The sequence below is a fragment of the Actinoplanes sp. NPDC089786 genome (genome assembly GCF_040684855.1).
Classification (GTDB): Bacteria; Actinomycetota; Actinomycetes; order Mycobacteriales; family Micromonosporaceae; genus Actinoplanes.
In genome coordinates, this window is sequence record NZ_JBFBGU010000006.1 from 38,763 (window position 1) to 53,869 (window position 15,107).

At 72.8% G+C, this 15,107-nt stretch carries 11 protein-coding genes and 2 pseudogenes; 8 read left to right on the forward strand and 5 right to left on the reverse strand.

Annotated elements, in window-relative coordinates; translation table 11 throughout:
• Positions 1-41: 41 nt before the first annotated feature.
• Together AB0O15_RS20510 and AB0O15_RS20515 are read right to left on the reverse strand one after the other, a co-directional pair.
• Positions 42-1,178 (reverse strand): hypothetical protein, encoded by a 1,137-nt coding sequence (locus tag AB0O15_RS20510; protein ID WP_364320563.1) that lies wholly within the window; start codon positions 1,176-1,178, stop codon positions 42-44.
• A gap of 31 nt (positions 1,179-1,209) precedes the next feature.
• The gene (locus AB0O15_RS20515) at positions 1,210-1,965 is read right to left on the reverse strand and encodes a putative protein N(5)-glutamine methyltransferase (protein WP_364320565.1); all 756 of its coding nucleotides are present in this window, start codon (positions 1,963-1,965) and stop codon (positions 1,210-1,212) included.
• A gap of 108 nt (positions 1,966-2,073) precedes the next feature.
• On the opposite strand from AB0O15_RS20515, the gene AB0O15_RS20520 reads away from it, so the two are divergent.
• The 4 genes and pseudogenes from AB0O15_RS20520 to AB0O15_RS20535 form a co-directional block, all read left to right on the forward strand.
• A complete protein-coding gene (locus tag AB0O15_RS20520) occupies positions 2,074-3,027 on the forward strand; it encodes a ComEA family DNA-binding protein (protein WP_364320567.1) in 954 nt (317 codons plus the stop codon).
• Positions 3,027-5,303 carry a ComEC/Rec2 family competence protein gene (locus tag AB0O15_RS20525; protein WP_364321281.1) on the forward strand — a complete coding sequence of 759 codons (2,277 nt, stop codon included), beginning with the start codon at positions 3,027-3,029 and terminating at the stop codon, positions 5,301-5,303. Before AB0O15_RS20520 ends, AB0O15_RS20525 begins: the two co-directional genes overlap by 1 nt.
• A gap of 438 nt (positions 5,304-5,741) precedes the next feature.
• Positions 5,742-6,722: a DNA polymerase III subunit delta gene (gene holA / locus AB0O15_RS20530; RefSeq protein ID WP_364320569.1), complete on the forward strand. Its 981-nt coding sequence runs from the start codon at positions 5,742-5,744 to the stop codon at positions 6,720-6,722.
• Positions 6,719-6,952 (forward strand): annotated as a pseudogene (locus tag AB0O15_RS20535) (hypothetical protein); the annotation flags it as partial. The gene holA and the pseudogene AB0O15_RS20535, both read left to right, overlap by 4 nt.
• A gap of 1,390 nt (positions 6,953-8,342) precedes the next feature.
• Here the strand turns inward: AB0O15_RS20535 and rpsT are convergent.
• Together rpsT and AB0O15_RS20545 are read right to left on the reverse strand one after the other, a co-directional pair.
• Positions 8,343-8,609 (reverse strand): 30S ribosomal protein S20, encoded by a 267-nt coding sequence (gene rpsT, locus AB0O15_RS20540; RefSeq protein WP_364320571.1) that lies wholly within the window; start codon positions 8,607-8,609, stop codon positions 8,343-8,345.
• A 107-nt stretch (positions 8,610-8,716) separates the two neighbouring features.
• Positions 8,717-9,700 (reverse strand): phosphotransferase, encoded by a 984-nt coding sequence (locus tag AB0O15_RS20545; protein WP_364320573.1) that lies wholly within the window; start codon positions 9,698-9,700, stop codon positions 8,717-8,719.
• 66 nt (positions 9,701-9,766) lie between these two features.
• On the opposite strand from AB0O15_RS20545, the gene AB0O15_RS20550 reads away from it, so the two are divergent.
• The 4 genes and pseudogenes from AB0O15_RS20550 to AB0O15_RS20565 form a co-directional block, all read left to right on the forward strand.
• Entirely contained in the window at positions 9,767-10,300 is a 534-nt protein-coding gene (locus AB0O15_RS20550; protein ID WP_364320575.1) for a DUF4240 domain-containing protein, read from the forward strand.
• 112 nt (positions 10,301-10,412) lie between these two features.
• Complete coding sequence (gene lepA, locus AB0O15_RS20555; protein ID WP_364320577.1) at positions 10,413-12,284, forward strand: translation elongation factor 4; 1,872 nt, start codon at positions 10,413-10,415, stop codon at positions 12,282-12,284.
• Between the two features lie 124 nt (positions 12,285-12,408).
• Positions 12,409-12,693 carry a GlsB/YeaQ/YmgE family stress response membrane protein gene (locus tag AB0O15_RS20560; RefSeq protein ID WP_364320579.1) on the forward strand — a complete coding sequence of 95 codons (285 nt, stop codon included), beginning with the start codon at positions 12,409-12,411 and terminating at the stop codon, positions 12,691-12,693.
• A 314-nt stretch (positions 12,694-13,007) separates the two neighbouring features.
• Positions 13,008-13,271, forward strand: a pseudogene (locus AB0O15_RS20565) (MFS transporter); the annotation flags it as partial.
• Positions 13,272-13,463: 192 nt separating this feature from the next.
• Here AB0O15_RS20565 and AB0O15_RS20570 read toward each other — a convergent pair.
• Positions 13,464-15,101, reverse strand: coding sequence for a PAS domain-containing protein (locus AB0O15_RS20570; RefSeq protein WP_364320581.1), 1,638 nt, complete (start codon positions 15,099-15,101; stop codon positions 13,464-13,466).
• Between the last annotated feature and the right edge of the window lie 6 nt (positions 15,102-15,107).

The following is a 15,107-nucleotide window of genomic DNA, read 5'->3' on the forward strand; positions in this document are numbered from 1 at the left end:
GATGCCTCGGGCCGGTCTCTTTGCTCTGACACGCCGGCGCATCAGGCCGGGCGGGTCCAGCGGGGTGGGTCGAGGTCGGGGACCGGGGTCAGCTCGGGGCGGGCGTCGGACCAGGGGCGGATCGTGCCGTCCCAGTCGACCTCGTCGGCCGCCGGGAGCAGGGCGCCCGGCGTGGCCACGGCGCGGGTCCGCAGGCCGTCGACCAGGGTCAGCTCGGTCGCCCCGGGCAGCGTCTCGGCCTGGCGGGCGTACTCCTGGATCCGCTGGATCGTCTCGGCCCGCCGCACACAGTCGTGCAGCGGCTCCCCGGGCGCGGCCTGGTAGGGGATCGTGCGCCCGCCCGGGCCGCTGACGTACGCCATCGGGGTGATCGCGCGCGGCGAGGCCAGGTACATCACCTCGGCCCGGGCGAACAGCTCCGGCAGGTGGGCGCTGCCGTCGGCCGTCACGATCAGCGTCGCGTGGTCCGGCGCGAAGGCGACCGGCTCGCCGCCGACCTGCGCCGACAGCCGGGCCAGCCAGCCGTCCAGCAGCAGGTGCGACGTCCAGTAGGCGCCGTCCCCCGCGAACTGCACGATCACCGGCTCGTCGGCCACCCCGTGGAGCACCGCCCCGGACAGGTTGCCGCGCGCGGCCGCGAACACCTCGTCGGCGGTCACGCCCCAGCTCGCGACCTGGTCGGCGCCGACGTACGTCATGGTGTCGGGCTGATCGACCACGACGAACTCGGACAGGAACGGCAGCCGTGGCCGCCGCAGCGGCGCGTCCGGGCCGCTGGCCGGGATGCCGGCGCGCAGGTGAGCCGGCCGGAGCAGCGGCCGCAGCATCGGGCACACCTCGGCCCAGTCGCGCGGCAGCCCGGGTTCGCTGAGGCAGCCGGCGACGTAGCTGTCGACCTCGGCCCGCCGCTTCCGCCGCCCGCCGCCTCGTCGCGCCCGCGTCTTCTCTCTCGCCGCGGCCGGCGCCGGGCCCGCGGTCGTGGCCTTCTGGCCTCGCCGGGGCAGCGACTTCAGCAGCGGCTCGAGCGGCAGGACCGTCGCTTCGTCGGCGCCCGGCCGGGTGAAACGCACCGCGAACGCGGCCGACTGGTAGCGGGCGTCGGTCACCCCGGCCCGTCGCAGCCGCCGGATGATCTGGCTGGCCAGCCGCGCACGGGCGATCCGGTGCAACAGCCCCACGGCGCGGCCCCTCTCTGCCAGGTCGCAGACCCTACCGCACCGCCACGATCACCGTCGCCTCAAGATCTTCGTCGCTCACCACCTCGGGACGCAGGCCGGACGCCCGGGCCGCCGCGGTGGCCGGCTCGATCTGGGCCCGGGTGATCTCGGACAGCAGCACCCCGCCGGGCGCCAGCCACCCGGGCGCCCCGGCGGCCACGGCGCGGAAGACGTCGAGCCCGTCGCCGCCGCCGTCGAGCGCGGTGTGTGGCTCGTGGTCGCGCGCCTCGGCCGGGAGCAGCGGGATGTGCCCGGTCGCCACGTAGGGCACGTTGGCCAGCAGGACGTCGATGGCCAGCGGCCGGGGAAGCGCCGCATAGAGGTCGCCCTGGAACACCTCGCCGACGCCGGTCAGGTTGTCACGGGCGCAGGCGACCGCCACCGGGTCGACGTCGGCCGCGTAGAGCGTGATCGCCGGCCGCTGACGCGTGACGGCCAGGCCGAGGGCGCCGGACCCGCAGCACAGGTCGACCACGACCGCGCCCGGAGCGGTGCGCCGGACCGCCTCGCGGACCAGGAGCTCGCTGCGGACGCGCGGGACGAAGACGCCTGGGCGCAGGCGGACCCGTACCCCCGCGAAGTCGGCGTGCCCCACCACCTGCTCGAGCGGCTCGCCCCGCGCGCGCCGCCCGACCATCGCGGCCAGAGCCGCGTCGCCGGAAGCGGCCTTGACCAGCATCGCGGCCTCGTCCTCGGCGAACACGCAGCCGGCCGCCCGCAGCGTGGTCACCACCTCGTCCTCGGTCATGGCCACAGGTTTAGCACCTCGTCCAAGCCGGCCCGGGAGTTATCCACAATCGACGGTTATCCACAGGGCCGGGGGCGACGGGCCGGCCCCGCTGCCTAGCTTCGCCGCGTGCCCAAGCGTGATGACAACGACGAGGTGGTCCAAGCCCGGTTCCGGTCGGTGCTGGCCGCCGACCCGCCGATCCACGACGCCTTCGCGGACCGCAGCCCGGTGTCCTGGTCCGAGCTCATCCCGAGCTGGCCCGACGACGTCGACCTGCCCGACCAGCCGCCCGACCAGCCGCCCGAATCACCGCCCGATCCACCCGGGCCGGGCCCGCGGGCGCCGGCCGACCTGGCCGCCATGGCCGCGGTCCGGCAGCCGTGGCGACCGGCCGCGGCGGAGGATCCCGGCGACGCGCCGCCGCGGCTCGGCGCGGCCGGGGCGTTCGGCGGGCGGCTGGCCGCTTTCGATCTCGGCCGGCCCGGCGTGAAGGCGCTGGCCGCCGTGGCCGCGCTGGTCGTGATCATCGCGGGCTTCCTGGCCTGGCGGGCGCGACCGCAGACCGAGACGCTGGCGCCGGACGAGCCGAAGGCGCCCGCCGCGGTGAAGCACGACGAACAGGACCCGATGGCGATCCCGCCGCCCAGCGGATCGGCCCCGGCCCAGGTGGTCGTCGCGGTCGCCGGCAAGGTCGCCAGGCCCGGGCTGGTCACGCTGCCGGCCGGTGCGCGGGTGGCCGACGCGCTGGCGGCGGCCGGCGGGGCCCGGCGGGGCGTCGACCCCGGCCCGCTCAATCTGGCCCGCAAGGTCGTCGACGGCGAGCTGATCATGGTCGGCGCCCCGCCACCGTCGGTCGCCGTGGCCGTCGCGCCCGGCGCTGCTCCCGGCGGCCCGCTCAATCTCAACACCGCGACGGTCGCCGACCTGGACACCCTGCCCGGCGTCGGGCCGGTGCTCGCCCAGCGGATCCTCGAGGCCCGCGACGCCCAGGGCGGCTTCAAGGCGGTCGGTGACCTGCGCAAGGTGAGCGGCATCGGCAGCTCGCGGTTCGAGCAGCTCAAGGACCTGGTGACGGTGTGATCCCCGACCTGCGGCTGGCCGGCTTCGCGGTGGCCACGTGGCTGGCCGCGCTGGGCTGCCTGTACGCCTCGGCGCCACTCGGCTTCGGGCTGGCCGGGACGGCCTTCGCGCTGGCGGCCGTGGGCGGGGCGGTGTTCCGGCGCCGGCCACGAGGGGCGGCGTGGATCGTGATCGCGCTGCTGCTCGGGACCGGATGCGGCGCGGTGGCCACGGCCGCCCGGGTGCTCGCCCGCGAGTCGGTGCCGCTGCGTGAGCTGATCGAGAGCGGAGAGACCGTACGCGCGGAACTGATCGTGCGGGACGACCCACGATCGCTCGCGAGGTCGGCCGGTCAGCCGCCCACCTATCTGGTCGCGGTGGATGTCCGCCAGGTCGGGAACCTCGGCCTGCACGCCCGGGGGCTGGTCCTGGGCAGCCACGACGGCTGGCGCCCGCTGCTGCCGGGCCAGCGCGTGACGACCACCGGCCGCCTCCTGCCACCCCGCGGCGGCGACCTGCGCGCGGTCGTGTTCTCCGTCCGCGAGCCGCCCGAGCCGCACGGCGAGCCGTCCTGGGCGCAACGCGCGGCCGGGGTGCTGCGGGCGGGCCTGCAACGAGCCTGCGAGCCGCTGCCGGACGACGCCGGCGGCCTGCTGCCCGGCCTGGTCGTGGGCGACACCAGCCGCCTCGACCCGGCGCTCGAGGCCGACTTCCAGGCCACCGGGATGACTCATCTGAACGCGGTCAGTGGTGCGAACGTCGCGATCGTGCTGGGCGTCGTGCTGTTCGCGGCGCGCCGGTTGCGGGCCGGTCCGGTCCTGGCCGCGGTCGTCTGCGCGGTCGCGTTGGTGGGGTTCGTGATCCTGGCGCGCCCGTCGCCCAGTGTCGTGCGGGCGGCGGCGATGGGCGCGATCGGCCTCATCGGACTCGCCACCGGCCGGCCGCGGGCGGCGCTGCCGGCCCTGGCCGCGGGCGTGGCCGGGCTGGTCGTCGTCGACCCGGAACTGGCCGGTGACGCCGGGTTCGCGCTGTCCGTGCTGGCCACCGGCGGCCTGCTGCTGCTCGCCCCGACGTGGCGGGACGCCCTGCGCCGCCGCGGCTGGCCGGCCGGCGCGGCGGAGGCCCTGGCCGTGCCGGCCGCCGCTCAGGTCGCGTGTGGACCGGTGGTGGCCGGCCTGTCCGGGACGGTGAGCCTGGTGGCCGTCCCCGCGAACCTGCTCGCCGTCCCGGCCATCGCCCCGGCCACGCTGCTCGGGATCGCCGCCGCGGTGGTGTCGCCGGTGTGGGCCGGCGGGGCGGAGTTCGCGGCCTGGCTCGGGCACTGGCCGGCGCGGTGGCTGGTGCTGGTGGCGAGCTACGGCGCGCGGTTGCCGGCCGGGGCGCTGCCGTGGCCGGGCGGTGTCACGGGCGCTCTGCTGCTCGGTGTGATCACGGTGGCGTTGCTGGTGGCGGCGCGGCGGGTGATCGTCCGGCGGCTGGTGGCGGTGATCGCCCTGGGCGGTGTGCTCGGCGCCCTGCCGGTGCGGATCCTCGCCTCGGGCTGGCCGCCGGCCGGTTGGCTGGTCGTGGCCTGTGACGTCGGCCAGGGTGACGCCGTCGTCCTGCCCGCGGGGGACGGCCGGGCCGTGGTGGTCGACGCCGGCCCGGAACCCACCGCGGTCGACACCTGCTTGCGGCGGCTGGGCGTACACACCGTGGTGGTGTTCGTGGTCAGCCACTTCCACGTGGACCACATCGGCGGCGTGGCCGGCGTCTTCCGCCACCGCGCCGTCGAGGCCGTGATCGGGCCGGACTTCACCGAGCCGCCGGCCGGTCGACGGGCAGTATCCGAATTGTCGGCTGTCACGAACGTCGGTCCAGGGTGGACATATCGGGCAGGCGGCGTCACGCTTCAGGTGATCGGTCCGCCCGAGCTCCTGCACGGCACCTCGTCCGACGCCAACAACAACTCGCTCGTGCTGCGAGCCGTGATCGACGGCCGGGTGATCCTGCTCCCGGGCGACGCCGAGACCGAGGAGCAACATGCGCTGCTCTCGCGGGCGGCACGTGTCGAAGCGGACATTTTGAAGGTTGCTCATCACGGCAGCGCGTATCAGGAACCGGCGTTTCTGGACGCGGTTGATCCACAGGTGGCGCTGGTCAGCGTCGGCCGGGACAACGACTACGGTCACCCCAACGGGGCGCTGCTGGAGAGGTTGCGGCGTGGCGGCGCGCGCGTTCTGCGTACCGATGAATCGGGTGACCTCGCCGCGGTCGCGACCGGCAACGGTCTGTCCGTCGTCACGAGGGGGCATTGATCATCTTTCTGTTCACGCGGCACCCATAACGTCCGCCGACCTCACCCGTTCGTGGCTGCCCGAGGCCTTCGTGCGGAAGGGCGGGGCGGTCACGGTCAAGCCCGGACCCAACCCCAACACCCTTTGGGTACGCGCGACGCAGACCTCCCCATTGACTACCAGCGCCGATCGCGGGGAGACCTCCGCGTGACCGCTGCGGGTTGTCCCGCGTCTCGGCCGACACGCCCGGGTTAGGCCGTTGGTGCGGGGAGGGGTCGGATGATCGGGTTCGATGTCATGCGACCGGGTTGTCCGGGGCCGCGGAGACATTCAGCCTGATCGAGGGGATTTGCGGTTCCCGGGGCATGTTCGCGGGTCGATATGTTGGTATTCGTCCGGTGTCCAGCGCTTGACGGCCCGGGGGTGTGGCCGGTCGAACTGTCACACCCGCGTGCGACGATGTTGGGCGTGAGCGACGCACCCCCCGCCCCGTTGCTGCTCGTCCAAGGCGACGAGGAGCTGCTGGCCGCCCGTGCCGTGGAGGCGGCCGTCGCGTCGGCCCGCGCGGCTGAGCCGGGCGCCGATGTGCGGGAGTACGAGGCCGGCCAGCTCACGCCCGGTGAGGTCGCCGAGATGCTGAGCCCGTCGCTGTTCGGCGGGCGGCGGGTGCTGGTCGTCCGCGGTGGTCAAGACGCGCGTAAGGATCTGGCGGCGGCGCTGCTGGCGTACGCGAAGAATCCCGACCCCGACGTGACCCTGATCGTCACCCACCCGGGTGGCGCCAAGGGAAAAGCGTTTGCCGACGGGCTGAAATCGGCCGGCGCGACCGTGGTGGCCGCGGCCAAGCTCAAGGGCGACCGTGAGCGGGTCGCGTTCGTGCGCGACGAGTTCCGGCGCCACGGCGGCAAGTGCGACGAGGCGGCGGCGTCGGCGCTGATCCAGGCGGTGGGCAACGACCTGCGCGAGATCGCGGCGGCCTGTTCACAGTTGCTGGCCGACACCGACGGCAAGATCACGCCGGGTGTGGTGGCGCGCTACTACCGCGGGCGGGCCGAGGCGAGCGGCTTCACGGTGGCCGACGCGGCCATGATCGGTGACGTGCCCGGCGCGTTGGAGGCGTTGCGCTGGGCGCTGCATGTCGGCGTCGACCCGGTGCCGATCGCCGATGCCATCGCCGACGGCGTGCGCACCGTCGCCCGGGTGGCGTCGGCCGGGCGCGGAAATCCCTACCAGATGGCCAGCAGCCTCGGCATGCCGGCGTGGAAGATCCAGCGCGCCCAGGAACGTGCCCGCGGCTGGAGCCCCGAGGGCCTGGTCGACGCGATGCAGGCGGCGGCCGACTGCAACGCGGCCGTCAAGGGCGGGGCCGAAGATCGCGGCTGGGCCCTGGAGCAGGCGGTCTTCGCCGTGGCCGCGGCCCGCAAGGGCCCGGCGAGATGAGCCGCATGATCCGGTCGCGCCGGGCGGCTCCCGCGCACGACCTTCCGCTGTACGCCCGCCTGCTCGGCCTGCGACAACTCGCGCCGAGCGGCTTCCTCTGCTTCGTGTTCCTCGAGGGCACGGTGGCGCTCGGCGTCCTGCTGGCCCTGGCCGAACTGGTCAGCTGGTGGGGCGTGCTGGTGCTGCCGCTGACCGTCGCCGGCATGGTCAAGCTCAACGACATCATCGCCGGCGTGCTCAGCCGCCCGGCGACCACCGCTACCTCCGGCGGACCGGGCGGCGAGCGCCCGCTGGTCCGTCCGGCCGTGGCGGCCTCGGCCCCGGCGCCGGCCCATTCCGAGTTCGCGATGGACGACCTTTCGCTGTCCCGCGCGCGGACCGTCGACCTGCGAAGCCTCGGCCCCTCGTTCCCCGGCCTGGCCGAGAGCGATGGGGGCGATCGGCTCAGGTCCGGCACGACGCCGGGTCAGCGCAGTGTCATCCGGCGCGACGTGTGGCCCGGCAACCTCCTCGACGATCCGGCCGACCAGACCGGGCCCGGCGTCGGCCTCGGCAGTGGCTGGCTGGGCGGCGCGTCCGACTCGGGGGAGACGCGCGGTGAGCGGGCGTGGCCCGGCGACCTGCTGGGTCCGCCCGGTGGGCCGGCCGAGTTGCCGATTCAACCCGTTGGGCCGGGCGAAGCCGGTCGGGGGCGCGGTCGGCCGGGGGAGTCGGCTGAGCCGAGTCCTGAACATGGTCGGCCGGAAGAGCAGCCGGGTGGGCCGATCGGGGCGTTCTGGGATCTCAGCCGGTCGGATGACCAGCGTGGGCTCGGTGAGCGGCGCGGGTTCGACGATCTGTCTGGAGAACGGCGCGGGTTCGGTGATCTGCCCGGTGAGCGGCGCAAGTCCGGTGATCTGCCGGGGGAGCGACGGGGGTCCGGTGAGGTGCGGCGCGAGCGGGGGCTGTCCGGTGAGGCGCCCGCCGACCGCGGGCATTCCGGGGAGTCGAACATCACGACGGTTCCCGACCCGGCTTCGCCGAACGAGGCCGCTCACGTCTGGGCCGAAGACCCCGAGACCACTCGGCGGCGGTCCCGGCAGTCGGCCGCGCGCCGCTACGAGTGACCGGTTCGTCACTTTCTTTCTGAGGAACAGCTTAGAACCTGTTCGTTTTTGGCTTTGGCTGGTCACGAGGGCTGCGTTGCGATCATACGGTCGCGGTGCCCGCGCGCTGTTGGAACGCGAGAGCAAGTCCTTCCTCGCCCCTTGGGCCGGCCACCGTTTTCCGGCGGTGGCCGGCCCCCCAAAGCGGAGCGTGGCCGCGATGAGGGCCGGCCGCGATGGGGAAGCCGGCGAGGCGGGATGCTGGCGAAGCGGGAAGCCGGACTCGGTCATCGCCGGCGCGATCCCGGGCGAGAGAGACCTGGTCGCGGGCGCAGGACCTCAGGGTGGGCGCAGGAACCTTGATTGCGGCCGCCGGGAGCTCAAGGCAACCGCAAAGCCCTGAATGCGGGCGCGGCGGGCCTGGCTTGGACACGGCAAACGGGCACCGCGGCGGAACCCCCGAAGGAGAACCGGCGATGCCCGGGTGTGCCGATGCGCCGGCGTCAGCCGCGGGTTGAGCCGCGGCCGCGCGGGATCAGGCGGACAGCGACGTAACGCGCTTGGCGATCGCCGACTTGCGGTTCGCCGCCTGGTTCTTGTGGATGACGCCCTTGCTCACGGCCTTGTCGAGCTGGCGCGACGCAACGCGCAGCAGGGTCGTGGCCGTCGCGGAGTCACCGGCGTCGCTCGCCTCGTTGAGCTTGCGGATGACCGTCTTCAGCGACGACTTGACCGACTTGTTGCGCAGCCGGGCCTTCTCGTTCTGCCGGTTGCGCTTGATCTGGGACTTGATGTTCGCCACGCGACAGCCTTGTCCTGACTAGTTCGGAAGGTTCCGAGCGGATGATGTCTTCCGTCGCGGGTCACGCCAGCAGTCAGCGGCGCGTCACCACAACGCGAAGAACCACGTTACCAGTCCGCCCCAGTCCCACCAAAACCGGTCGGCCACCCCCGGCGGGCGGCCAGCCAGGCGAGGGCCTGGACGCCGCTGTAGCGGTGGTGCTGCCGGGCGGTCGGCGCGGCCGTGCCGGTGGCGCCGCCGGCCCGGGTCAGCCAGTAGCCGCTCATCGCGGCCAGGGCGCCGTCCACGCCCTCCGGCGGGGGTGACCAATCGGCCAGCATGGCGTCGGCGTCGTGCCCGCTCGCCCAGGCGCTGACCAGCAGCGTCACCGTGTCGAACCAGGGTGCGCCCAGGCAGGGCCAGGTCCAGTCGCAGAGCCAGGCGTCGCCCGCGGTGTCGATCATGACGTTGTCGATGCGGAGGTCGCCGTGTGCCACTCCGCCGCCCGCGACCAGGGGCGGGAGTCCCTGTTCGAGAGCGGCCAGCTCGGCGTGGTGTGACCGAGCCCACGGCGGAACCAGATCGGGGGGTACGCCGCCCGCGCTCCACCACGAGAGCTCGTCGCGGACCAGGTCGGGCAGGCGGGGAAGCCCGGCCGCCAGCAGCGCCGCCGGTGGATCGGTGAGGGCGAGAGCGGCCGAGCGCCACGCCGCCAGCGTGGCCGCCAGTTCGGCCGGCCGCCACGGGAGGGCGGGGATGTGGCCGTCGATCGCCGCCAGGGCCAGCACGTAGTAGCCGTCCACCTCGCAGGTCCACAGCGGGCGCGCGGCGGGCACGCCGTCCGGCAGCAGGGCTGTGATGTGCGCCTCGCGGGCGTACGCATAGCCGGTGTTTCCGAAGGGTGCGGCCTTGACGAACACGCGCCGGCCGGACCCGGTCGTCAGCACCCCGGCGAACGCGGTGGTGAATCCGCTGGTCGCGCTCGTGGCGGAGGTGATCGGCGCGTCCAGGCGCCGCGAGACGGCGTCGCGCACGGCGGCCGGCAGATCATCCCAATCAGGGCGTACGGCCGTCGCCGAGTACGGGATCTCGGGCAGCGATACCGGACGCATGACGTCCATCCTGCCGTTCGAGGCTCGGCCGCATTTTGTCGTACCCGAATGGCACGATCCTGTTCCATGAGAACCGACGACTTCTGGGCGGTCATCGCCCGCGCGACCGCCGACCGGCCGGGCTCGCCCGCGGTGGTGGCCGAGCGCGCGGTCGACGAGCTGACCTCGCGTGACCCCGAGGAGATCGCGGCCTGGGGGCGACACCTCGACAAGGTGATGGCGGCCTCCGGCACCGAAGACCTGTGGGCGGCGGCCTACCTGATCAACGGCGGGTGCTCCGAGGAGGGCTTCGACTCGTTCCGGGGGTGGCTGATCGCCCATGGGCGTGACGTGGTGGCGCGGTCGGTGCGCGAGCCCGATTCGCTGGCCGAGCTGCCGGCGGTGCGGGCGGCGGCGGCCAGCGGCGCGGTGTTCGAGGCGGGCGAGGTGCTGTCCATCGCGCAGTCCGCCTACCAGCAGGCCACGGGCACCGACCTGCCGCCGTCCGATGTCAAGGTGACCCGTCCCGACCCGGCCGAGTTGTGGGACTTCGACGACGAGGACGAGATGGGCAAGCGCCTTCCGAGGCTGTCCGCGCTGTTTCTGGAGCCTCCGGAGTAACAGCGGGAGCCTCCGAAGCAGCAGCCTGGAGCCGCCGGAGTAAAACCACGCGGCGCGGCGTGGGACGATGGGAGGCGCTTGGACCCTGAGTTACTACGAGAACGGACGACCGTTGCCCGACCCCGTCGTGAACATCATCGGGGCGACCGACCCGGGTCGCATCCGCAACTTCTGCATCATCGCGCACATCGACCACGGCAAGTCCACGCTGGCCGACCGCATGCTGCAGATCACCGGGGTGGTCGACCCACGGCAGATGCGAGCGCAATACCTCGACCGGATGGACATCGAGCGCGAGCGCGGCATCACGATCAAGTCGCAGGCCGTGCGCATGCCCTGGGTGATCCGTCAGGGCGACCGCAAGGGCGACACGGCCGTGCTCAACATGATCGACACTCCGGGCCACGTCGACTTCACCTACGAGGTGTCGCGCAGCCTGGCCGCCTGTGAGGGCGCCGTGCTGCTGGTCGACGCGGCCCAGGGGATCGAGGCGCAGACGCTGGCCAACCTCTATCTCGCGATGGAGAACGACCTGCGCATCATCCCGGTGCTCAACAAGATCGACCTGCCGGCGGCCCAGCCCGAGAAGTACGCCGAGGAACTCGCCAAACTGATCGGCTGCGAGCCCGACGACGTGCTGCGCGTCTCCGGCAAGACCGGCGTCGGCGTGGAACACCTGCTGGACGAGATCGTGCGGAACTTCGTGGCGCCGGTGGGCGACGCGGCCGCGCCGGCCCGGGCGATGATCTTCGACTCGGTGTACGACGTGTACCGCGGTGTGGTCACCTACGTCCGGGTGATCGACGGCCGGATCGAGGCCCGCGACAAGATCAAGATGATGTCCACCGGCGCCGTGCACGAGCTGCTGGAGATCGGCGTCGTCTCGCCCGAGATGGAGAAGGCGGGCGCGCTCGGCGTCGGCGAGGTGGGCTACCTGATCACCGGCGTGAAGGACGTGCGCCAGTCCCGGGTCGGCGACACCGTCACCGGCCACGCCCGGCCGGCCAAGGAGGCCCTGGGCGGCTACAAGGACCCGAGGCCGATGGTCTACTCCGGCCTCTACCCGATCGACGGCTCGGACTACCCGGCGCTGCGTGACGCGCTCGACAAGCTCAAGCTCAACGACGCCGCGCTCACCTACGAGCCCGAGACGTCCACGGCGCTCGGCTTCGGCTTCCGCTGCGGCTTCCTCGGCCTGCTCCACCTCGAGATCATCGGCGAGCGGCTGGAGCGCGAGTTCAACCTCGACCTGATCTCCACCGCGCCCAACGTGGTCTACCAGGTGATCACCGAGGATCTTCAGGAGTCCACGGTCACCAACCCGAGCGAGTTCCCCGAGGGCAAGATCGCCGAGATCCACGAGCCGGTGGTGCGCGCCACGATCCTGGTGCCCAACGAGTACGTCGGCGCGGTCATGGAGCTGTGCCAGGGCCGCCGCGGCCAGTTGCTCGGCATGGAATACCTCTCCACCGAGCGGGTCGAGCTGCGCTACACGCTGCCGCTGGCCGAGATCATCTTCGACTTCTTCGACCAGCTCAAGAGCAAGACCAAGGGGTACGCGTCGCTCGACTACGAGCCGTCCGGCGAGCAGGTCGCCGACCTGGTGAAGGTCGACATCCTGCTGCACGGCGAGCCGGTCGACGCGTTCAGCGCGATCGTCCACAAGGACAAGGCCTACGGGTACGGCGTGGGGATCGCCGCGAAACTCCAGAAGCTGATCCCGCGCCAGCAGTTCGAGGTGCCGATCCAGGCGGCCATCGGCAGCCGGATCATCGCCCGCGAGACGATCCGCGCCATCCGCAAGGACGTGCTCGCGAAGTGCTACGGCGGTGACATCAGCCGGAAGCGCAAGCTGCTCGAGAAGCAGAAGGAAGGCAAGAAGCGGATGAAGATGGTCGGCCGGGTCGAGGTGCCGCAAGAGGCCTTCATCGCGGCGCTGAGCACCTCCGATTCCCCCGACGCAAAAGGGGCGAACAAGAAGTAATTCAGGGTCATAACCGCTCGAACGGGACTAGATCTCGATCGAGCGGTTTGGGTTCTGGAAGGGTCGGGAACTCCTCGGTTCGACGGACGCAACACCTTGCTCCATCCCTGAGGAGGGACCCCCAATGACTGTCACCGGAATCATCATGGCCCTGATCATCGGTCTGGTCATCGGCGCGCTGGGCCGCCTGGTCGTACCCGGCAAGCAGCACATCCCGGTCTGGCTGACCATGCTGGTCGGTGTCGTGGCCGCGCTTCTCGGCACCGTGCTGGCCCGCGCGTTCGGCGTCAACACCGACTCCGGCGGCCTCATCAACTGGGCCGAGCTGGCCTTCCAGGTCGTGCTCGCGGCCATCGGCGTCGCCCTGGTCGCCGGCGTCGGCACCCGTCGCCGGCGCCTGACCCGCTGACCTGAGGCGCCGAAGTCGGCGCCAGGCAAGCGGAAGCACGCGAAGCGCCAAAGACGGCGCCAGGCAAGCGGAAGCACGCGAAGCGCCGAAGACGGCGCCAGGCAAGACAGGCAAGACGCCAGGCAAGACAGGCAAGAGAAGCACGCGAGGCGCCGAGAAAGACGCGAGGCGCCCGAAGGGCAAGAGAGCGCCGGGCCCGTTTCCCCCACGGGTCCGGCGCTCTCGCCTTTCCCGGTCGAGGGTCCGGCCGAGCCGCAGCATGACGGCCATGTCGCAGGTCGATCTGTCCGAGGTGGTCCGCGGCCGCATCCGCGCTGGCCGCGCGGGTCGCCGGCGGGGTCGGCGCCGCGATGATCATGCCGGTCACCCTGGCCGTCATCACCTCGACGTTCCCCGACGAGCAGCGGTCGAAGGCGATCGGCGTGTGGACCGGCGTCGCGGCCGGCGGTGGCCTGCTCGGCATGTACCTGTCGGCGTTGCTGGTCGACGTGGCGACCTGGCGGTGGCTGTTCGTCCTGCCGGTCGTCCTGGTGATCGTGGCGGCGGTGCTGGCGCTGCGGGCGGTGCCGAACTCCCGCGAGGAGACGCGGCACGGCTTCGACGTCGTCGGCTCGCTGACCTCGATGGTGGCCACGGTCGGGCTGACCTTCGTCCTGCACGAGGGCCTTCGTCGACGGCCGGCAGCGGGCCATGTGGGCCGGTGTCGGCGTGATGGCGCTCCTGCTGGTCTTCGTCCTCGTGCGCGGGCCGGTGCGTATCCCGGTGACGGTTCAGTAGCGGAACTTCTGCCGGGCGTTGCGGCGGTTGACCCAGGCCGGCATGTCGTCGAGGTGGTCGACGTGGGGCAGGCGCTCGTCGGGCTCGTGGCCGGTCGGCACGTGGCGCATGGTCACCACGTAGCCCTGGACCAGGCGGTCGTCGCGCAGGTCGCGGTAGGTCGCCTCGACCAGGACCTGCCGGTCGTCGGCGCGTTGCAGGGTGCAGAAGAGCACGCCGTCGCCGTCGTCCTGGAGGGCCTGGCGGACCTGGGTGCGGTCGTCGGGGTGGACCAGTTCGGTCAGGGTGGCCAGCGGCGGGAGCTCGTCCGCGCCGATCAGGTCGCGGAGCGCGGGGCTCGCGTACCGGATGCGCTGGTCCTCGTCGATCACCATCATCAGGTCGGCGGTGTTGCTGATGACCGCCCGCAGGTAGAGGTCGCTGTCGCGGCGGCCGACCGCCTCGACCAGGGAGATCCGGTCGAGGGCGAGCGCGGCCTGGCCGGCCAGCACCTCGAGGGCGTCCTGGGTGGCGGTCAGGTCCTCGCGGCGACCGGCCACGACCAGCGCGCCGCCGCTCGGGCGGGCCACCGCGAGCGGCTCGAGCCACAGCGGGCAGACCAGGGTGGCGGCGTCGTTGTCCGAGTCCTCGACCCACCAGCTGCGGCCGCGCGGATCGGCGCCGGCCGGCGGCACCGCCTCGCACGTGAGCTGGCGGTCGTCCATCGCGAAGACGACCTTCTCCAGCGCGTACGCCGGCATCAGGCCGCGGACCGCCGCCCGCACCGCCCGGTCCACGCCATCCAGGTCGGCCGTCGCCACCAGCGCCGCGCTGGCCTCCCGCAGGGCTCGCTCCCGCGACAGGGCCCGGCTGTTCTGCCCGACCGAGTCGGCGAGGCGGGTGATCGTCATGGTGAGCGTGAGCGCGCCCACCACGGCGATCAGCACGCCGTCGGTGACGCCACCACTGACCGCCTCGACGAACAGCACCACCGGCGGCGTGGCGACGGAGATGCCCAGCAGCGCCGCCCAGTGCCCGCGCCAGGGCGACGGGCGGACCGGCATCGGCGCGGTGAGCCGGGCCATCGAGGGGTGCAGCGCGGCCGCGCCCCAGGCCAGGTAGAGCACCCGGTAGCCGGACTCGGTGGCCCAGTTCTCGGCCAGGCCCCAGGCGATGTCCGAGCCCAGCATGCCGACCGCCCCGACCAGCAGCAGGATCGCCGACACGTTGCGGTTGCTCGCCACGATCAGCCGGGCGGCCACCCCGATCAGCAGCACGTCGCCGATCACGTCGGCGGCCGAGATCTGCCCGAACTGGCCGGTGTCGCCGATCACGAAGACCCAGACGACCAGCAGCGCCGAGCAGGAGAAGGCGAGCAGGTCGATCAGGCGGGCGCGGTCGACCAGCACCGCGCCACCGCGGGTGAACTGCATCAGTCCACAGGCGACCAGCACGAACATGCCGTAGTAGCAGGCCTCGGCGAACGCGCCGTGGTCGAGGGCCAGGGCGGCGTCGCCGATGGCGAGCACCACGATGGACCCGGCCAGCAGGAGCCAGGGTCCGACTCGGGCCGGTCGGTGGCGGCAGACCCCGAAGACGATTGCGGCGGCGCTGCCGGCTCCCAGCACGATCCACTCGAGGGCGCTCAGCACGACTAA

Bases quoted from the DNA above. Each gene is read 5' to 3' on its own strand.
- AB0O15_RS20545 (WP_364320573.1), bottom strand. From the start codon at position 9,700: ATGCGTCCGGTATCGCTGCCCGAGATCCCGTACTCGGCGACGGCCGTA.
- AB0O15_RS20550 (WP_364320575.1), top strand. From the start codon at position 9,767: ATGAGAACCGACGACTTCTGGGCGGTCATCGCCCGCGCGACCGCCGAC.
- AB0O15_RS20515 (WP_364320565.1), bottom strand. From the start codon at position 1,965: ATGACCGAGGACGAGGTGGTGACCACGCTGCGGGCGGCCGGCTGCGTG.
- holA (WP_364320569.1), top strand. From the start codon at position 5,742: ATGTTGGGCGTGAGCGACGCACCCCCCGCCCCGTTGCTGCTCGTCCAA.
- AB0O15_RS20560 (WP_364320579.1), top strand. From the start codon at position 12,409: ATGACTGTCACCGGAATCATCATGGCCCTGATCATCGGTCTGGTCATC.